Here is an 18,100-nt window from a genome sequence, read left to right as displayed (position 1 = left end):
ATCACTGTAGGAGCCGGCTTGCTGGCGAAGGCGGTGTGTCAGAGGGCACATCTGTAACTGACCCACCGCGTTCGCTGCCGTCGTAACCTCCGACGTCTCCTACAGATTCTGCGGCGTACCGGGATTTTGCGACCGTACACAATCACGGTAGGAGCCGGCTTGCTGGCGAAGGCGAGTGTCAGAGGGCACATCTGTAACTGAACCTCCGCGTTCGCTGCCGTCGTAACCTCCGACGTCTCCTACAGACTCTGCGGCGTACCGGGATTTTGCGACCGTGCACAATCACTGTAGGAGCCGGCTTGCTAGCGAAGGCGGAGTGTCAGGCGGCACATCTGTAACTGACCCGCCGCGTTCGCTGCCGTCGTAACCTCCGACGTCTCCTACAGATTCTGCGGCGTACCGGGATTTTGCGACCGTACACAATCACTGTAGGAGCCGGCTTGCTGGCGAAAGGGCCGGTACGACCGACACACTTTCATCGTCTGAAATGCTGATTCGCCAGCAAGCCGGCTGCTACAAGGTCATGTGAGTTTCAGTAGCCGATCCGCTTCAAAATCGAATCCATACTTTCTTTCGAAGGTCGGCCATAGAATTTCAGCAATTCCGATGCCCGGTTGGTGAAGAACCCGTCGACGCCACGTGCGCTGATCGTCTCGAAGTCCACCGCATCATCGACGGTATACGGGTGGATGATCAGGCCGCGATCGTGGGCCATCTTGTTCATCCACGGCTGCACCAGATCCATGTAGCTTTGATCTCCGCCATTCTTCAACGCTGCTGCCGGGCCTGTGCCGATGGCGCCGTGTGCCTTCGCCCAGTCCATCCACGCCGCGAACTCCTCCTTCGATTTCACCTGTTGAGTGGCGTAGAAACTTGCCTTGTCCTTCGCACCCGACTCTTTGAAGGTCTGGTCGGACGCCGCCTGAATGGAACCATCACCCAACCACAGCAACAGCACCTTTGGCGTGTCCGGCATGGCTTTCTGCAGCAATTCAAGGCTCTGCTTCTCGAAGGTTTGTAGCACAACGCGCCCCGGCATGTGGGTCACATTGACATGCCCATTCTCGGCCGCTGGACGCTGGCTCAGCCAACCGCGCTGTTCCAGTTTTTTCTTGAGGTCTTCTTCAATACCCGGAAACTGCGCGGGCACCTTGGTCTCGATGTACAGCCCCGGCTTGTTCTGGCCGCCCTCGGCGATATCGATCACCTCGTCCAGGGTCAGAATCTTCAGCCCTGCGTAGCTGGCGCGGGCACGATCCGGGTGCGCCTTGTTGAACCATGAGCCTGCATCCAGACGCTTGATTTCTTCCAGCGTGAAACTGCTCAGCGGGTCTTTCGTGCGATTCGGGTAGACCTCGGCGATGTTGGTGGTGCGCTCCAGCGTGTCGTCATGCAGAGCGATGAGCACACCGTCCCTGGTCCGTTGAATATCCATCTCCAGATAGTCCGCACCCAGCTCCCGGGCCAAGGTGTAGGACGGTACGGTTTCCTCTGGCGCATTGAACGAAGCACCACGGTGAGCGATCACCGCTGGCCAGGGTATGCCGACCTTCTCGGCCAATGCCTTGCCCGGTTCATTGGCCGCCACCGCAGCCCCCGACGACATGATTCCAATCAGCGCGGTGCTGAGCAATGTTCTGGAAAGCGACTTTTTCGAGAGCCCTTTGAGCATGGTGATGACGTTCCTTATGTGCATGACTCATTCATGAAGCGGTATGGATCACCGCTGCGCGCTCAGCCGGTGTTTCGCGACTGCGTATTCCTGGCGCACCCTCAGACCATAAACAGCTACCTTGCGTGCGGGCAACCTGTCTGTCGCGCAGGGAAAGCAACTGTCGTTCTAATGTCTGGGCAATTGGCGGCCGTTGAATGCGGTGAGGTCAAGCGTTACGGCCAGTTTCATCAAGTTTCATGACGTTAAATCGTTAGATACCTCCACAACCGCTCTAACTCGCGCTACTGTCTGTGCCATCGATTTTTTCCGTGACGGAGTGATGATGACGAAGACGGTTTTGGTGTTGGTCGAGAATGTGAACGAGTACTTGCCGATTCTGGAGGGCAACGGGTTTCGTTTGATTCTGGCGCCGACGCCAGCGATGCGGGCCCAGGCAGTGGCGAGTCGTGGGGATGAGATCGATGCGGTGCTGACTCGTGGGCCGCTCGGTCTTACCGCAGATGAGATTGCAGCGCTGCCGAAGTTGGGCATCATTTGCGTGATTGGCGCCGGTTATGAACAGGTGGATCTGCTGGCCGCTGAGGCGCGGGGGATCACCGTGACCAATGGCGCCGGGGTCAACGCACCGACTGTGGCCGATCACGCGATGGCATTGTTGTTGTCGGCGGTGCGTGACATTCCTCTGGCCGATGCATCCGTGCGCAGAAGTGAATGGCGCAAGGTGACGCGGCCCTCGTTCGCCAATAAGCGAATCGGCATTCTCGGCCTTGGCGCGGTGGGCATGGCGATTGCGAGACGGGCGCTGGGCTTTGACATGCAGGTGAGCTATCACAGCCGTTCCCGTCGCGACGATGTGGACTTCACATATCACGCGACGCCTTTGGCGCTGGCCACGGAGTGCGATTTTCTGATTGTGGCCACGCCCGGTGGCGGCGGCACTCGCCATTTGATCGACAAGGCCGCCATTGAAGCGCTGGGGTCCGAGGGCTTTTTGGTGAACATCGCCCGGGCCAGCGTGATCGATACTGACGCCTTGGTCGATGCGTTGCAGCACGGGCGTCTGGCCGGTGCCGCGCTGGATGTGTTCGATGACGAGCCGCAGGTCCCGGATGCCCTGAAAACCCTGAGCAACGTGGTGTTGACGCCTCATGTGGCGGGCCTGTCGCCGGAGGCGTCTCGTGCCACGGTGCAGATGGTCGCGGATAACCTGTCGGCGTTTTATGCAGGTAAACCGGTGTTGACGCCTGTGCATAGCTAAGGCGCATCTCTTTGTGACAGCACGGCTTGCCGGCGACAGCGATGTTGCATACGTCATGCGGGTCGTCCGTCGTCGGCTACAACGATTTATTGTTCTCTAACCTTTCAAACAAAAAACAGGGAATCGCTCATGTCTTTATCGTCTGCCTTGAAAGTTGCGCTGGTCACGGGCGCAGGGAGCGGCATTGGTCGTGCCGTCGCGTTGCAACTGTTGAAGGACGGTTACGCAGTGGTGTTGGCCGGACGTCGTCTGGAGCCGTTGACTGAACTGGCCGAGCAGGCGAAAGCAGCCGGCCAGCAGGCGCTGGCGGTGTCCACCGATGTGCGCGATGCGGCCAGTGTCGACGCGTTGTTCGCGACCATTGAAAGCACCTTCGGTCGCCTGGACGTGACGTTCAACAATGCCGGGATCGGCGCGCCTGCGGTGCCGATGGATGAGTTGTCGATCGAGCAGTGGAAAAACGTCATCGATACCAACGTCACCGGCATGTTCCTGTGCGTGCGCGCCGCGTTTGGCCTGATGCGCCGTCAGGTGCCGCAGGGTGGGCGGATCATTAACAACGGTTCGATTTCGGCCCACACACCGCGCCTGTTCAGTTCGCCGTACACCTCCAGCAAACATGCGGTTCTGGGGCTGACCAAAAGCACAGCGCTGGACGGTCGGCAGTACAACATCGCCTGCGGGCAGATCGACATTGGCAACGCCCTGACCGAAATGACCGATCGCATGACCAAAGGCGTGTTGCAGCCCAATGGCGAGTCACAGGTTGAACCGACGATGAACGTGCAACATGTCGCCGACGCCGTGAGCTACATGGCCGGGCTGCCGCTGTCGGCCAACGTGCTGAACATGACGGTGATGGCGACCACCATGCCGTTCGTGGGGCGTGGGTGAGGTGATGGACTGATTGCCAGATCCCGGGACGCCGCAATTCCTGTAGCCGCACGGCTTGCCGGCGGTGGCGTCCGTAACATCGCTGGCGTCGGCAAGCCCTGCTTGCTACAGAGGTTCACTGGGCGCTGGTGATCGATCAGTAACGAGATACCGTTGTTTCGTCCAAAACCCGGAGGGATCTGTCCAACTCAGCCCGCCGTCGAGTCCGCACACTAGGCTCATGTCGAGCAACCTTCTTTTCAAGGACATGACCATGAGCGAATTCGTCATAGCACCGGTCGCCACGCCATCGCTGGCGGTGGTGGGCACTTCCAGCCGTTTCCCGATCCGTCGCGTGTTCTGCGTCGGTCGCAACTATTCCGATCACGCCCGTGAGATGGGGCATGACCCTGATCGCGAGCCACCGTTCTTCTTTTCCAAACCGGCGGACGCGGTGGTTCCAGCCGAAGGCGTCATCCCTTACCCGCCACTGACCGAGGATCTGCACCACGAGATCGAACTGATCGTCGCGATCGGCAAGGATGGTGTGAACATCAGTCCTGACGACGCCCTGAGCCATGTCTGGGGCTACGGCGTGGGTCTGGACCTGACCCGTCGTGACCTGCAGGCGCAAGCCAAGAAAATGGGCCGCCCGTGGGAGTGGGCCAAGGCCTTCGACGCCTCCGCGCCAGCCACCGCACTGCTGCCTGTGAGCAAGGTCGGCCACCCGGACAGCGGCTCCATCTGGCTCGACCTCAATGGCGAAACCCGCCAGCGCGGCGATCTAGCGGACCAGATCTGGGCGGTCAAGGATGTGATTGCCTACCTCTCCCAATCGGTCGGCGTGAAAGCTGGCGACCTGATTTACACCGGCACCCCAGCGGGCGTAGGCGCATTGCAACGCGGGGACGTGATTACCGCCGGTATCGAAGGACTGGCCGAGCTGAGCGTCACCATCGGCTAAGCGCTGCACCGCAACAATCGCTTGGTCCGGCTGCCGCCAGTGCCCTAACATGCGGCAGTCCGAACCAGGTGATTCAGGTGTTTTCAGCGATGGCCAATCCGTCCCGCATCCAGACCTATGGCATGCAGCAGCGCAGCGACCGCATGGATTTCTACATCCGCGACAAGTCCGCGCGCCCGGCCCTGACCTCGCCTCATCGCCACGAATATTTTCAGATCCAGATCAACCTCGGCGGCGACACCGTTCAGCACATCGGCGGCGCGATCCGACCGTTCCCGCGCAACACCCTGGCCTTCATCCTGCCGCATCGCCTGCACGTGATTCCCCATCCTGAAGACGGCAATTTCGTGCTGATCAATTTCTCTCAGGAATTTCTGTTGCAGCACCTGAATTGCGATCCGATGGACCTGGAAGATGTGCCCTTGACCGAGGTACCGGAACTGGCGCCGTTTCGCTTTCAGGAGCATCTGGACTTTATCCTCGACGACGCCGACTTCGCGCAAGTGGCCACGCTGCTGACGCAGATGCGCGAAGCGGATCAGACTCGGCAGCTGGGCTCGGGGTCGATTTTGCGCGGCTATCTGCTGCAACTGATCGGCAAGGTCTGCAACCTGTTCGAACCCGACTTGCAGGCGCTGTCGGCGAACAAGGCCGAGCGGCGAGGGCGGCGCGATGCGATGGGGCGGATCATGGCGTACATCCGCGAGCACATCGCCGACCCGGCCATCACCTTGACCGATGTGGCGGCTGCGGCGTTTCTGTCGCCCAACTACCTGACTCATCTGCTGCGCAAGGAAACCGGCAGCACCTTTTCCGAACTGGTACTGGAACGGCGCATGCGCCTGGCGCGTACGCACTTGATGAACAGCAGCAAATCGCTGAGCCATATCGCCGAGATCTGCGGGTTTGCTGACGAGGCCTATTTTTCAAGACGGTTTCGCAAGGCCCATGGCATCCCGCCGGGGCAGTTTCGGCGGGAGCAGCGGGGCGGATGAACAGCGTCTGATTAACGTGCAACCTGCGGGAGTGACCTGGCACACGAATGGGGCGGTACATCCTCAACGGATGCAGGGTCTGGAAGTGAGCCTTCATGAGCAAGCTCACTCCCACAGTGTGATGACGTCTGACCCGTGAGCCACTGGCGAGATCAAGTCGCCGTCAAACCAGCCCGGTCGTGTAATACACGCCAATCACGAAGAACGCCGCCAACACCTTGAAGATGGTCATGCCGAAGATGTCCTTATAGGCCTCGCGGTGGGTGAGGCCAGTGACGGCCAGCAGCGTGATCACCGCGCCGTTGTGCGGCAAGGTGTCCATGCCACCGGCAGCCATCGATGCCACTCGGTGCATCACTTCCATCGGAATGTGCGCCACATTGGCCGCCGATATGAAGGTGTCGGACATCGCGGCCAGGGCAATGCTCATCCCGCCGGACGACGAGCCGGTGATCCCCGCCAGAATGTTGATGGTGATCGCCTGATTGATCAGCGGGTTGGGAATCGCCTTCAGCCCGTCGACCACCACCATAAAACCCGGTAATGCCGCGATGACCGCGCCGAAACCATATTCCGACGCGGTATTCAGTGTCGCCAGCATCGCTCCACCGACGGCGGTCTTGCTGCCATCGGCCAGTTTGCTGGCCACCGTGCGGAAGGAAAACACCAGCACCGTGATGATGCCCACCAGCAGCGCAGCCTGTACGGCCCATATGGCGGTCAGCTTGGCGACGTCGGTCTGAATCGGCACTTTAAGCCCTGGCAAATGAATGCCATACGAGCCGCCGTACCAGCCCGGAATCCATTTGGTGAAGAGCAGGTTCATCACGCCGACCAGCACAAGCGGCAACAGCGCGATCAACGGATTCGGCAGGCGGATCTGTTCCGGGGTTTCAGGCTCGTTGCGCAGTTGGCTTCCGTAGCCTTCCCCGGCGCGCGCGGCCTTGCGCCGCTGATATTCCAGATACGCCATGCCGCACCCGAGCACGAACAGCGAGCCCAGCAGCCCCAGCCAGGGCGCGGCCCAGGAGTTGGTACCGAAAAAGGTGGTCGGGATGATGTTCTGGATCTGTGGTGTGCCGGGCATCGCATCCATGGTGAACGTGAACGCTCCCAGTGCGATGGTCGCCGGCATCAGGCGTTTCGGGATATTGCCCTGGCGGAACATCTCGGCGGCGAACGGATAAACCGCGAACACCACCACGAACAGCGACACGCCCCCGTAGGTCAGCAACGCACAGACCAGCACGATCACCAGAATCACCTGACTGCTCCCCAGCAGCCCGATAACCGCCTGGACGATCGAACGGGAAAAGCCCGACAGCTCGATCAGCTTGCCGAACACTGCGCCGAGCAGGAAAACCGGAAAGTAGAGTTTGATGAAACCGACCATCTTGTCCATGAACAGGTCGCTGAACACAGGAGCCACGGCGCTTGGGTCGGTCAGCAACACGGCACCGAGGGCCGCCAGTGGCGCGAAGATGATCACGCTGTAGCCCCGATACGCAGCCAGCATCAGAACGCACAGCGCCAGAACGGCGATGACAACACTCATGAGGAAATCCTTCGAAGCGGTGCCGCGAGCCGCCATCGCGCCTTGATAGGCGCGGCAGTCGGCTCGCGGTCGGTGTGATTGTTTTTATTGTCGGACGCACGGTTTATCGTGCGCGCTCTCCCGCAAGGTGCGCCCCGCAAAGAACGCGATCGTTATTGGGCGGCGCCGGCGTACGGCACGTTCTTGTGGCCGTAACGTCGCACGCGAATGTTGGCCTGCTCGCCATGCCCGGCAAAGCCTTCCAGCGCACACAGGCGCGAGCAGTACTCGCCGATCATCGAAGAGGCCTCGTCGGTGGTGACCTTCTGATAGGTGCAGGTCTTGATGAACTTGCCGACCCACAGGCCACCGGTGTAGCGCGCAGCCTTCTTGGTGGGCAGGGTGTGGTTGGTGCCAATCACCTTGTCGCCAAACGAGACATTGGTGCGTGGGCCGAGGAACAGCGCGCCGAAGTTGCGCATGTTGTCGAGGAAGAAGTCCGGGTTCCTGGTCATCACCTGCACGTGTTCGAAGGCCAGATCGTTGGCGATTTCGAGCATTTCCTGATCGTCCTCGGCAACGATCACTTCGCCGAAGCTTTCCCAGGCGCGGCGCGCGATCTCGGCCGTCGGCAAGATCTGCAGCAGACGCTCGATCTCGGCCATGGTCTCGCGGGCCAGCTTCTCGGAGGTGGTCAGCAGGATCGCAGGAGAATCCGGACCGTGTTCGGCCTGCCCCAGCAGGTCGGTGGCGCACAGCTCGCCATCGACGCTTTCATCGGCAATCACCAGGGTTTCGGTCGGACCGGCGAACAGATCGATGCCTACGCGACCGAACAACTGACGCTTGGCCTCGGCGACGAAGGCGTTGCCCGGACCGACCAGCATGTCCACCTGAGCGATGGATTGGGTGCCCAGTGCCATGGCGCCGATCGCCTGAATGCCGCCCAGGCAATAAATCTCGTTGGCACCGGCCATGTGCTGCGCGGCGACGATGGCCGGTGCCGGTTTGCCGAGGAACGGCGGGGCGCAAGTGATGATGCGCGGCACGCCGGCGACCTTGGCAGTGATCACCGACATGTGTGCCGAGGCCAGCAGCGGGTACTTGCCACCAGGGACGTAGCAGCCTGCGGCGTTCACCGGAATGTGTTTATGGCCCAGGATCACGCCTGGCAGGGTTTCCACTTCGACATCGACCATGGAGTTGCGCTGATGCTGGGCGAAGTTGCGGACCTGCGTCTGGGCGAACTCGATGTCCTTGAGATCGCGATCGCTGAGCTGGTCGATACAGGCCTGGATTTCAGCGTCGCTGAGGCGGTAGTCCTCACGGTCCATCTTGTCGAAACGAATCGCCAGCTCACGAACGGCGACGTCGCCGCGCGCTTCAATGTCAGCCAGCAGATTTTCGACGGTGTCGCGTACTTCACGGGCAGCGGATTTGATGACTTCTGCTTCGGCGCCTTGTTTGAGCCACTTAGCCACGGTGTTCTCCTGCGAGTTTGTTTTTATGAGATCTGGAGGTTTGCATACGTATGCAATGACGCTGATGTTAATGCAAGATTTCCCTGTTGCAAACCCCTTTGGGCGAACCGGTATGAATTTCGACGCCGGGATGTGACATAAGCAATTGGCAGGTATGATCATTTTTTTTCGGCGGTCGAAGCGATATGTCAGACAACTCGGAGCGCGGACGGCGTCCGGTGACGGCCCATGAAGTCGCGAGGTTGGCGGGGGTTTCCCAGTCGGCGGTTTCGCGCACGTTCACCAAGGGCGCCAGCGTGTCGCCCGACACCCGGCGCAAGGTTGAAGAGGCCGCGGCAAGCCTCGGCTACAGGCCCAATCTGGTGGCGCGTTCACTGATCACGCGGCGTTCCAATCTGATTGGCGTTGCCATTCCCGGCATGGCCAACCCGTTTTATGCGCGGGTGCTTGAGTCACTGTCGGCGGAGTTCGAACAGCTGGGCTACCGCATCCTTTTATTTTCCATGGCTAACAACGAAGATTCCGACCCGGTGCTGGAAGAAATCCTGCGCTATCAGGTCGACGGTCTTGTGCTTGTATCCGCCAGTCTGTCATCGCGTTTTGCCGAGGAGTGCCGCACGATAGGTTTGCCCGTGGTGTTGTTCAACCGCACCAACGACAGCACTTCGGTGTCCAGCGTGACCAGCGACAACCTCACCGGCAGCCGCACCATCGCGCGTTTTCTGCTGGCTGGCGGCCACCAGCGTCTGGCGTTCGTTGCCGGTAAGCAGAGCTCGTCGACCAACCGTGACCGCGAAGCCGGCTTCAACGGTTACCTGCAGGAGCAGGGCCATCCGCTGCCATTGCGTGAGGTCGGGGATTACACCTTCGACGGTGCGATTTCAGCAACCCGACGCTTGCTGGGGCTCGATGCGCCGCCGGATGCGATCTTCTGTGCCAACGACTTGATGGCGCTGGCCGCCATCAATGTCTGCCATGAGCTGAACCTGCGGCCGGGTCGCGATCTGTCCATCGTCGGTTTCGACGACCTGCCGCAAGGGCAGTGGCCAATCTTCGGCCTGACTACGTTCGAACAGCCTCTGGTCGAGATGATCGGCCGCGCGGTGAGCATCATCTGCGCGCAACTGACCGATCCCGGAACCTTGGCGATTCAGGAAGTCTTGCCTGGCAAGATGATCGTACGAAGTACGGCGCGGCTGCCGGCGAGTGGCGTTGTCGAGGTCAACGGGGAGCGGATCTGGCAGGCTTGAGCCGGTCGGTCCCAAGCGGAGAAAGCTCATGAGCGATAACCCCAATAAAGGCGTGGCAGTACCGGAAGGCCTGCGGATTTCACCGCAAGTGGTCTGTCACGCCACGTATCTGCGCAAGGCCACCCGGCGTATCACCCTGCTTTACGATGCGTTGCTGGCGCCCTCCGGGCTGCGCTCGACGCAACGCTCGATTTTGATGCAAATCGCCCGCAGTCAGGTGGCGAGGATGTCGGAGCTGGCGGCGATGCTGATGATCGACCGCTCGGCGCTGGCGCAGAATCTCAAGCCATTGGAACGCGAAGGTTGGATCTCGGTGTTGGTCGACCCGTCCGACAAGCGCAGTCGCCTGGCGAGCCTGACTCAGGCCGGGATGGACAAATTGCTGGAGACGCAGCCGCTGTGGGAGCGGGCCCAGGCCAGTTTCGAGAAGGGGTATGGTGCCGAGCAGGCGCTGGTACTGCGCAAGGCGTTGATCGAGGTTGCGGCGGGGGAGTATGAGGGCGCGGAGTCGGGGGGAAATGAATGACCCCCTGTAGCAGACCAGCTTGCCGGCGGTGACGAATTCAAAATCGCTGCCGCCGGTAAGCCGTGCTACTACGGGTGGGTGCTGTCGCTGGAAGCCTTGTTACGGCATCAACGGGGGGATGTACGCCAGCGTCGTGCCCAATGCCCACAGCAGAAACAGCACCAGCGGCGTGTGGACCAGCAACTGCACGAACGAGAAGCCGATCAGGTCCCGAGCCTTGATACCCAGCACGCCCAGCAACGGCAGCATGTAGAACGGGTTGATCAGGTTCGGCAGCGCTTCGGCCGCGTTGTAGATCTGCACCGCCCAGCCCAGGTGGTATTTCAGGTCGTTGGCGACTTGCATCACGTACGGCGCTTCGATGATCCACTTGCCGCCGCCTGACGGAATGAAGAAACCGAGAATCGCCGAGTACACGCCCATCAGCAGCGCATAGGTGTCGTGGGACGCGATGCTGGTGAAGAAGGTCGAGATGTGGTGCGCGACGGTTTGCGCGTCACCGCCCTTGACCGTGGTCAGCAGCGCGGCGATCGAGCCGTAAAGCGGGAACTGGATCAGCACGCCGGTGGTGGTCGGCACAGCGCGGGCCACGGCATCCAGGAAGCTGCGTGGACGCCAGTGCAGCAGCGCGCCGACCATGATGAACAGGAAGTTGTAGGTGTTCAGGCCGGAAATCGCGATGATCGCAGGCTTGGTGCTGAACTCGTTGTACAGCCAGCCGGACGCCAGCACGACCATCAGAATGATCAGCAGCGGGCTGTATTCCAGCCACTCGCCCGGGCGAGTGCGCGCCGGCAATGGCGGCAGGCTGAACGCTGGATCGACACCGCATTCCTTGGCGTCACGGGCATTGGCCGGGCCGGGAGCGGTGGCGTAGGCGACGATGATCGAAACCACCACCAGCGCCAGCAGCATCACCCCCGATTGCCAGAGGAAGATGGTCTGGGTGAACGGGATCATCCCGGTGATCGCCAGAATCGAGGGCGGAAGGCTGCCCGGGTTGGCTTGCAGTTGCGCCGCCGACGACGACAGACCCAACGCCCAGACAGCGCCCAGACCGAGATAGGCTGCGGCTCCCGCTGCGCGGTAGTCCATTTTCAGATCGGTACGACGAGCCAGCGCACGCACCAGCAAACCGCCGAACACCAGTGACAAGCCCCAGTTGAGCAGGGACGCGACCATCGAAATCAGAGCGACCCAGGCCACGGCCGAGCGACCGTTTTTGGGGATGAGCGCCAGACGGTCGATCAGCTTGACCGCAGGTGGCGAACTGGCGACGACGTAGCCGCCGATGACCACGAATGCCATTTGCATGGTGAACGGGATCAGGCTCCAGAAGCCATCGCCGAAGGCTTTGGCGGTGTCGGCGGGTTTGGCGCCGATGACCAGGGTGGCGAGGGTGACGATCACCACGGCCAGGGCGGCGAACACCCATGAGTCAGGGAACCAGCGCTCGGCCCACTTGGCGCAGCGCAGGGCAAATCGGGCGGAGCGGCTTTCTTCGATATCGGCGGCCACGTGTTTTACCTCTTGGAGTTATTGTTCAAGTGCTATTGGAATAGCTGTTTTTAGTGTTGGCGGTTTTGCAAAAAGCGGTGCAACTCTAGATACAGCAAAGCCCCTTCCTTGCGGAAGAGGCAGAGTGGCATATCGATATGACGCGGGTGCAGCAGGTCAGAAACCGACCGGGGCCTGGACGACTTCTGGCGAACCAATCCTGTCCCATAGAGATCTGTGCATGACCGGTGGGAGCGAATTCATTCGCGATTACAGGCGCCGCGTATCCTCAGAACTTCATCTCGACGACGTCGTCCGGCACGATCAACTTGCCGGCGGTTTTGGCGATGATTTCTTCGACGCTCACGCCCGGTGCGGTTTCGCGCAGGATGAAGGCGCCGTTTTCGATTTCGAGATAGGCGAGGTCGGTCAGCACTTTCTTGATGCAGCCAGCCCCGGTCAGCGGCAGGCTGCAGCGCGACAGTAGTTTCGACTCGCCGTCCTTGGAGGCGTGGGTCATGGTGACGATGATGTTTTCGGCGCCGGCCACCAGGTCCATCGCGCCACCCATGCCTTTGACCAGTTTGCCGGGAATCATCCACGAGGCGATGTTGCCGTCGACATCGACTTCAAACGCGCCCAGTACGGTCAGGTCGACATGGCCACCACGGATCATGGCGAAGGATTCGGCCGAGGAGAAGATCGAAGCGCCTTTGCGCGCGGTCACGGTCTGTTTGCCAGCGTTGATCATGTCGGCATCGATGGTTTCTTCGGTAGGAAATGCGCCCATGCCAAGCAGGCCGTTTTCCGATTGCAGCATCACGTCGATGCCGTCAGGCACGTAGTTGGCGACCAGGGTCGGAATGCCGATGCCCAGGTTCACGTAAAAACCGTCTTGCAGTTCGCGCGCAACGCGCTGTGCCATTTGTTCGCGGGAGAGTGCCATGATCTTGGGTCTCTTTTATTGTGTCCGGCAGGCTGTAACCGGTGGATAAATGGGCGCCTGCGGGAGAATCAATGGATGGTTTCGAGTCGGCTCGGCGGATCAGGCTTTTCTGATCGTGCGTTGCTCGATGCGTTTCTCGAAAGTGCCCAGGATCACCCGGTCCACATAAATGCCCGGCGTGTGGATTTCGGTCGGCAGCAATACGCCTGGCTCGACGATTTCCTCGACCTCGACCACGGTGATCTTGCCCGCGGTGGCGGCGACAGGGTTGAAGTTCTGCGCGGTATGGCGATAGACCACGTTACCGAAGTGGTCAGCCTTCCAGCCCTTGATGATTGCGAAATCGCCGGTGATGGCTTCTTCCAGAATCACGTTGCGGCCGTTGAACTGGCGGGTTTCCTTGCCTTCGGCGACAGGGGTGCCATAGCCGGTGGCGGTGTAGAAAGCGGGGATGCCGGCACCGCCTGCGCGCATTTTTTCAGCGAGGGTGCCTTGAGGAGTGAGTTCGACTTCCAGTTCGCCGCTGAGCAGCTGGCGTTCGAACAACGCGTTTTCACCGACATACGAGGCGATCATTTTGCGGATCTGCCGGTCTTCCAGCAGGATGCCGAGACCGAAACCGTCGACGCCGCAGTTGTTCGACACAACGGTGAGGCCTTTCACACCAAGGCGCTTGATCTCGGCGATGAGGTTTTCCGGGATACCGCACAGGCCGAAACCGCCAGCCAGTACAGTCATGTTGTCGGTCAGCCCGGCAAGGGCTTCTTCGTAAGTCGCAACTCGTTTGTCGAGTCCAGCCATGGTGATATCCCGCCTTCGTTGTAGTTGTGTCCGACAAAGAGTATGTCGGAAAGCGTTCGTCGCATCTTCTCTCGCACTCAGTGATTTGTTAATTTTGTTTTTTTCATAGATTGATAAGAAAACCAAATATATGAACGTGAAGCAGCTTCGGGCGTTTCTCGCGGTAGCACAGTGCCTGAGCTTTGCCCAGGCAGGGGAGCGGCTGCATCTGTCACAACCGGCTTTGAGCCTGACGATCAAGGCGCTGGAAGAAGACCTGGGCGGCCAATTGCTGACCCGAACCACGCGCAATGTCAGCCTGACACCGGAGGGTGAAGCGCTGCTGCCGCTGGCTCGGCAACTGCTGGCGGACTGGGACAATGCCGAAGAGTTGCTGCGTCAGCGTTTCACTTTGCAGATGGGCAAGGTGTCCATTGCCGCGATGCCATCGTTTGCCGGCAACCTGTTGCCGATTGCCCTGAAAGTGTTTCGCGAGCGCTATCCGCGGGTCAACGTGGCGGTGCATGACGTGATCAATGAGCAAGTGCTGGAGATGGTCGATCATCGGCGGGTCGAACTGGGCATCGGTTTCGAGCCGGAGTCGAGCAACAACCTGACGTTCACTTCGTTCTACATGGACCGGTTCGTGGCGGTGGTGCCAATGGAGTCGCCATTGGCCAGAAAGGGTGAGGTGACTTGGGATGAGCTGCTGCACCACGACTTCATCACACTGCAACGGCCATCGGCAGTGCGTCTGTTGTTGGAGCAGGACTTGCAGACCCAACACGGCAAGTTGTCGGTGGCGTTTGAAAGTCATCAACTGTCGACCGTCGGGCGCATGGTTGCCAACGGGCTGGGGGTCAGCGCGGTGCCGTCGCTGTGCATTCAGCAGATGGAAGAACTGGGCGCGCGCTGCATAGCCCTGGAAGGCCCGCGCATCGAGCGGCGCATCGGCCTGATGACCTTGGCCGATCATAAACTGTCGGCGGCGGCGCAGGCGTTGCGGGACGTGTTGATCGAGTGTGCAGAGACTGTACCCGCGGCGGAGTGAGGTCTTGGGGACGCGAATTCATTCTGGACGGCATTCCAACAAAAAAATGGGGCAGCGACGGAGATGTGCCGTCTTTAACGTCCTCGCGCGAATAAATTCGCTCCGAGAGAAACGACCTGCATCTGAGCTACTGCCTTAATTCATTTAGATGAGTGGATGAATGGCAGGGCTTTTCGGCCACTTTCTATGAAAAATTCACTGCGACGCAATGCCGCATCCGGTATCGTTTCGCCATCTGAAACAAAATGTTTCGGATCACCTTCAATAAGAATCGAACGATAAGGGGTTCCTCTTGGATTTGTCGTCTGCTGCGTGGGTGTTTCATGACACTCGCCTGATCATCTGCTGCCTGATCGCCATTGCCACGATTATCGTGCTGATCAGCGCTACCAAACTCCCGCCGTTTCTGTCGATTCTGGTGGGCACTTTCATCGCAGGGATAGGTGCGGGGTTGCCAGCGGAGGCAGTTGCAAAAGCGTTCAGCAAGGGCGCGGGCGGGATACTCGGGGAGGCGGGAATCATCATCGCGCTGGGTGCGATGCTCGGCGCGCTGATGGCTGAATCCGGAGCGGCAGATCGCATCGCCTCGACTTTGCTGGGGCTGGGCAAGGGCAAGACCCTGCCATGGGTGATGGCGCTGGTGGCAATGGTCATTGGCCTGCCGCTGTTTTTCGAGGTAGGTCTGGTAATGATGGTGCCGATCATCTTCGTCATGGCGCGCCAGTCCAGTCAGCCGCTGCTGAAAATCGCGATTCCGGCCCTTGCCGGCATGACCACGCTGCACGCATTGATGCCTCCACACCCTGGACCGCTGATCGCGGTCAGCGCCTTGCACGCCGATCTGGGCCTGACGATGTTGCTGGGCTTCTGTATTGCGGTACCGGCGGTGATTCTGGCCGGCCCTCTGTACGGCAACTGGCTGTCCAAGCGTTTGCACATTGAAGAGCCAGCCGAGTTAGGCGAGCTTTTTTCGGCCAAGCCCAACGTCGCACGTCAGCCGGGTTTCGGCATCTCGCTGCTGATTATTCTGCTGCCAGTGATTTTGATGCTTGGCAGCACGCTGGCCAAAGTGGCGATGGAGCCCGAAAGTAACGTCGCATTGACCCTGAAATTCCTCGGCGAGCCTTTGGTTGCACTGGGGATCGCCGTGTTGGCGGCCACCGTCTGCCTGGGTTGGGCCAATGGCATTTCCCGCGAGCACGTGGGCGGCACGCTGCGCAAAAGCCTGGCGCCGATTGCCGTGCTGCTGCTGACCATCGGCGCTGGCGGCGGCCTGAAACAGACGTTGCTGGATGCCGGTGTCAGCCAGACCATCAGCAAGGTCGCGGAGGGCGCGCACATGCCGTATCTGCTGCTGGCCTGGCTGATCGCCGTGGCGCTGCGTCAGGCAACCGGTTCGGCGACAGTAGCGACCACCACCACGGCGGGTATTCTCGCGCCGATGATGGCGGGCCTCGCGCCGGTTGAAGCGTCGCTGGTGGCGCTGGTGATCGGGGCGGGCTCGGTATTCTTCTGCCACGTCAACGATGCGGGTTTCTGGATGGTGCGCGAGTACTTCGGATTGCAGCTCAAGCAGACGATCTGGGTGTGGTCGATTTTGCAGACAATCGTCTCGGTGGTGGGCCTGATCGGCACGCTGTTGTTGTGGCATTGGTTGGTTTGATACCTTCCTGAGCTGGACTCACGGTGGGAGCTAATTCATTCGCGATACGTCGGTACAACCGATAAATATATGTCGGGTTTACTGTCCTCTCGCGAATGAATTCGCTCCCACAAGTGGGACGCGTTCCATCAAGAAGACCCTGTCCGTCGTTCATACGCTGAAAAATCCAATAGCGACTATCAAGACGACTGATTTCAGCTGGAAAGCCCCGGGGCGTAGCCTTGGCTCTATTCCAGAAGAGCCGGATGGAGGCTCCCATGAACCGTCTTCTTGCCCTCGCCATGTTGCTTTCAGTCGCGGTAATTTCTGGCTGTGCCGCTGGCAACCATCCTGAACTGCGCCCTTACACCGCCGAAGAAACCCACCAGTTAGCCCTTGAAGACTTGAACCGTCGTGGTCTGTCCTACGACGATTATCAAGCCCGCAAAGCGCAGTTGATGGGTCAACCGCAAATGCAACGGGCTCACGAATTCGACACCCGCGGCGAATTCAACGCCGAAGTCAGCACCCCATCGAAAGCGCGTCAGGGTTGAGCGGTCTGATACCGGCTCTCGCCTGGCGGTTGAAGCTTGCCACTTGTAGCTGCCTTAAAGGGCCAGCTTCAAATGCCCACCGGCCGCTTTATGCCGCGCGTTGGTGCGGTGTTGCAGGCCCAGAAGAAAATGGTCCAGGCCATCATGCAGGCGCTGGGTCAGCAGTTCGTCCAGATCGCCTCCCAGTTCGTTGTCGCCGTAGCTGATCTGGCTGTCGATGGCGAAGACGCCGTGCAGCACTTCCTGGCATTTGAGCGCCGAGAGCACTGGCTTCAGTGCGTAATCGACCGCCAGCATGTGGGCGATGCTACCGCCGGTGGCCAGGGGCAACACCACCTTGCCGTGCAGGGAGCGTTCCGGGAGCAGATCGAGCAGGGTTTTCAGCGCGCCGGAGAACGAGGCTTTATAGACCGGAGTACCGATCAGCAGACCGTCGGCCCGAGCCACCGCTTCGATGAAAGCCACCACTTGCGGGCTGTCGAAGCGCGCGTAGAGCAGATCCTCGGCATCGAAGTCCTGAATGCGTACTGTCTTGACGTCCACGCCATGATCGGCGAGCCATTGCGCGGCGTGCTTGAGCACAACGCCCGAACGTGATCGGGTCGAAGGGCTGCCAGAGATTGAAACTACCAACATGCTGTGATTCCTTGGGTCGGTCACCCGGGGTGCGAAGAGCACCCTGCAGGTCGCGTTCGACGCGAAGTTGAGTGGGCGGATAGACCCTGTGACAGCTTCAAAGCAGCATGCGTGCCAGCGACGTCGACAAACGGGCGGGGTAATGAATCCGGTAGCGGCAGACCGAGAACGGGGCAAAAGGTGCTCGACTGAACTGATATGAAAGCCCGCAAGTGTTGATCTGCTGTTCATCGATCAACAGTTGTTTCCCTGGAACGAGCTGGCTTCTGCCTCACGGCCGATTTGAGTCGTCTGGACTATCGCGTAAGAAAGCGACGTGACTGGAAGCTAATGCTCCTCGCACTTTTGATGACGAACCTAACTCTTCTCCACAACCCCGATTCACTGTAGGAGCCGGCTTGCTGGCGAACGAGTAGTGTCAGACAACCCATCTACAGC

General features: G+C 60.1%; 16 protein-coding genes. 9 read left to right on the top strand and 7 right to left on the bottom strand.

Annotation, left to right across the window (positions count from 1 at the left end):
• Positions 1-532: 532 nt before the first annotated feature.
• Positions 533-1,606, bottom strand: a complete 1,074-nt coding sequence (locus tag ACRER8_RS15285; protein ID WP_431747077.1) for a glycerophosphodiester phosphodiesterase — start codon at positions 1,604-1,606, stop codon at positions 533-535.
• Between the two features lie 391 nt (positions 1,607-1,997).
• On the opposite strand from ACRER8_RS15285, the gene ACRER8_RS15280 reads away from it, so the two are divergent.
• From ACRER8_RS15280 to ACRER8_RS15265, 4 genes are all read left to right on the top strand, one after another.
• Positions 1,998-2,933, top strand: coding sequence for a 2-hydroxyacid dehydrogenase (locus ACRER8_RS15280; protein WP_431747076.1), 936 nt, complete (start codon positions 1,998-2,000; stop codon positions 2,931-2,933).
• A gap of 129 nt (positions 2,934-3,062) precedes the next feature.
• Positions 3,063-3,827, top strand: a complete 765-nt coding sequence (locus tag ACRER8_RS15275; protein WP_431747075.1) for an SDR family oxidoreductase — start codon at positions 3,063-3,065, stop codon at positions 3,825-3,827.
• Positions 3,828-4,080: 253 nt separating this feature from the next.
• The gene (locus ACRER8_RS15270; RefSeq protein WP_431747074.1) at positions 4,081-4,770 is read left to right on the top strand and encodes a fumarylacetoacetate hydrolase family protein; all 690 of its coding nucleotides are present in this window, start codon (positions 4,081-4,083) and stop codon (positions 4,768-4,770) included.
• Positions 4,771-4,859: 89 nt separating this feature from the next.
• The gene (locus ACRER8_RS15265) at positions 4,860-5,765 is read left to right on the top strand and encodes an AraC family transcriptional regulator (protein ID WP_431747073.1); all 906 of its coding nucleotides are present in this window, start codon (positions 4,860-4,862) and stop codon (positions 5,763-5,765) included.
• A 163-nt stretch (positions 5,766-5,928) separates the two neighbouring features.
• Here the strand turns inward: ACRER8_RS15265 and ACRER8_RS15260 are convergent, their stop codons facing one another.
• Together ACRER8_RS15260 and hisD are read right to left on the bottom strand one after the other, a co-directional pair.
• Positions 5,929-7,320 carry a GntP family permease gene (locus ACRER8_RS15260; RefSeq protein WP_431747072.1) on the bottom strand — a complete coding sequence of 464 codons (1,392 nt, stop codon included), beginning with the start codon at positions 7,318-7,320 and terminating at the stop codon, positions 5,929-5,931.
• A 152-nt stretch (positions 7,321-7,472) separates the two neighbouring features.
• A complete protein-coding gene (hisD, locus tag ACRER8_RS15255; protein WP_431747071.1) occupies positions 7,473-8,780 on the bottom strand; it encodes a histidinol dehydrogenase in 1,308 nt (435 codons plus the stop codon).
• Between the two features lie 185 nt (positions 8,781-8,965).
• Between hisD and ACRER8_RS15250 the strand changes: the two genes are divergently transcribed.
• Both ACRER8_RS15250 and ACRER8_RS15245 read left to right on the top strand, forming a co-directional pair.
• Positions 8,966-10,030 (top strand): LacI family DNA-binding transcriptional regulator, encoded by a 1,065-nt coding sequence (locus tag ACRER8_RS15250; protein WP_431747070.1) that lies wholly within the window; start codon positions 8,966-8,968, stop codon positions 10,028-10,030.
• 28 nt (positions 10,031-10,058) lie between these two features.
• Entirely contained in the window at positions 10,059-10,556 is a 498-nt protein-coding gene (locus ACRER8_RS15245; protein ID WP_431747069.1) for a MarR family winged helix-turn-helix transcriptional regulator, read from the top strand.
• A 99-nt stretch (positions 10,557-10,655) separates the two neighbouring features.
• On the opposite strand, the gene ACRER8_RS15240 is transcribed toward ACRER8_RS15245, so the two are convergent.
• From ACRER8_RS15240 to ACRER8_RS15230, 3 genes are all read right to left on the bottom strand, one after another.
• The gene (locus ACRER8_RS15240; RefSeq protein WP_431747068.1) at positions 10,656-12,074 is read right to left on the bottom strand and encodes a short-chain fatty acid transporter; all 1,419 of its coding nucleotides are present in this window, start codon (positions 12,072-12,074) and stop codon (positions 10,656-10,658) included.
• 268 nt (positions 12,075-12,342) lie between these two features.
• Positions 12,343-12,999 carry a CoA transferase subunit B gene (locus ACRER8_RS15235; RefSeq protein ID WP_431747067.1) on the bottom strand — a complete coding sequence of 219 codons (657 nt, stop codon included), beginning with the start codon at positions 12,997-12,999 and terminating at the stop codon, positions 12,343-12,345.
• Between the two features lie 99 nt (positions 13,000-13,098).
• Positions 13,099-13,800: a CoA transferase subunit A gene (locus tag ACRER8_RS15230; protein WP_431747066.1), complete on the bottom strand. Its 702-nt coding sequence runs from the start codon at positions 13,798-13,800 to the stop codon at positions 13,099-13,101.
• A gap of 130 nt (positions 13,801-13,930) precedes the next feature.
• Between ACRER8_RS15230 and ACRER8_RS15225 the strand changes: the two genes are divergently transcribed.
• The 3 genes from ACRER8_RS15225 (at position 13,931) to ACRER8_RS15215 (ending at position 17,026) form a co-directional block, all read left to right on the top strand.
• Positions 13,931-14,830 carry a LysR family transcriptional regulator gene (locus tag ACRER8_RS15225; protein WP_431747065.1) on the top strand — a complete coding sequence of 300 codons (900 nt, stop codon included), beginning with the start codon at positions 13,931-13,933 and terminating at the stop codon, positions 14,828-14,830.
• A gap of 292 nt (positions 14,831-15,122) precedes the next feature.
• Complete coding sequence (locus ACRER8_RS15220) at positions 15,123-16,493, top strand: gluconate:H+ symporter (RefSeq protein WP_431747064.1); 1,371 nt, start codon at positions 15,123-15,125, stop codon at positions 16,491-16,493.
• A 257-nt stretch (positions 16,494-16,750) separates the two neighbouring features.
• The gene (locus ACRER8_RS15215; RefSeq protein WP_431747063.1) at positions 16,751-17,026 is read left to right on the top strand and encodes a hypothetical protein; all 276 of its coding nucleotides are present in this window, start codon (positions 16,751-16,753) and stop codon (positions 17,024-17,026) included.
• A 54-nt stretch (positions 17,027-17,080) separates the two neighbouring features.
• Here the strand turns inward: ACRER8_RS15215 and ssuE are convergent, their stop codons facing one another.
• A complete protein-coding gene (ssuE, locus tag ACRER8_RS15210; RefSeq protein ID WP_431747062.1) occupies positions 17,081-17,662 on the bottom strand; it encodes an NADPH-dependent FMN reductase in 582 nt (193 codons plus the stop codon).
• Positions 17,663-18,100 lie beyond the last annotated feature (438 nt).

This window comes from Pseudomonas sp. (assembly GCF_050739935.1).
Classification (GTDB): domain Bacteria; phylum Pseudomonadota; class Gammaproteobacteria; order Pseudomonadales; family Pseudomonadaceae; genus Aquipseudomonas.
Note: the sequence above shows the minus strand (reverse complement) of the source record. Positions and strands in the feature narration are given on the sequence as shown.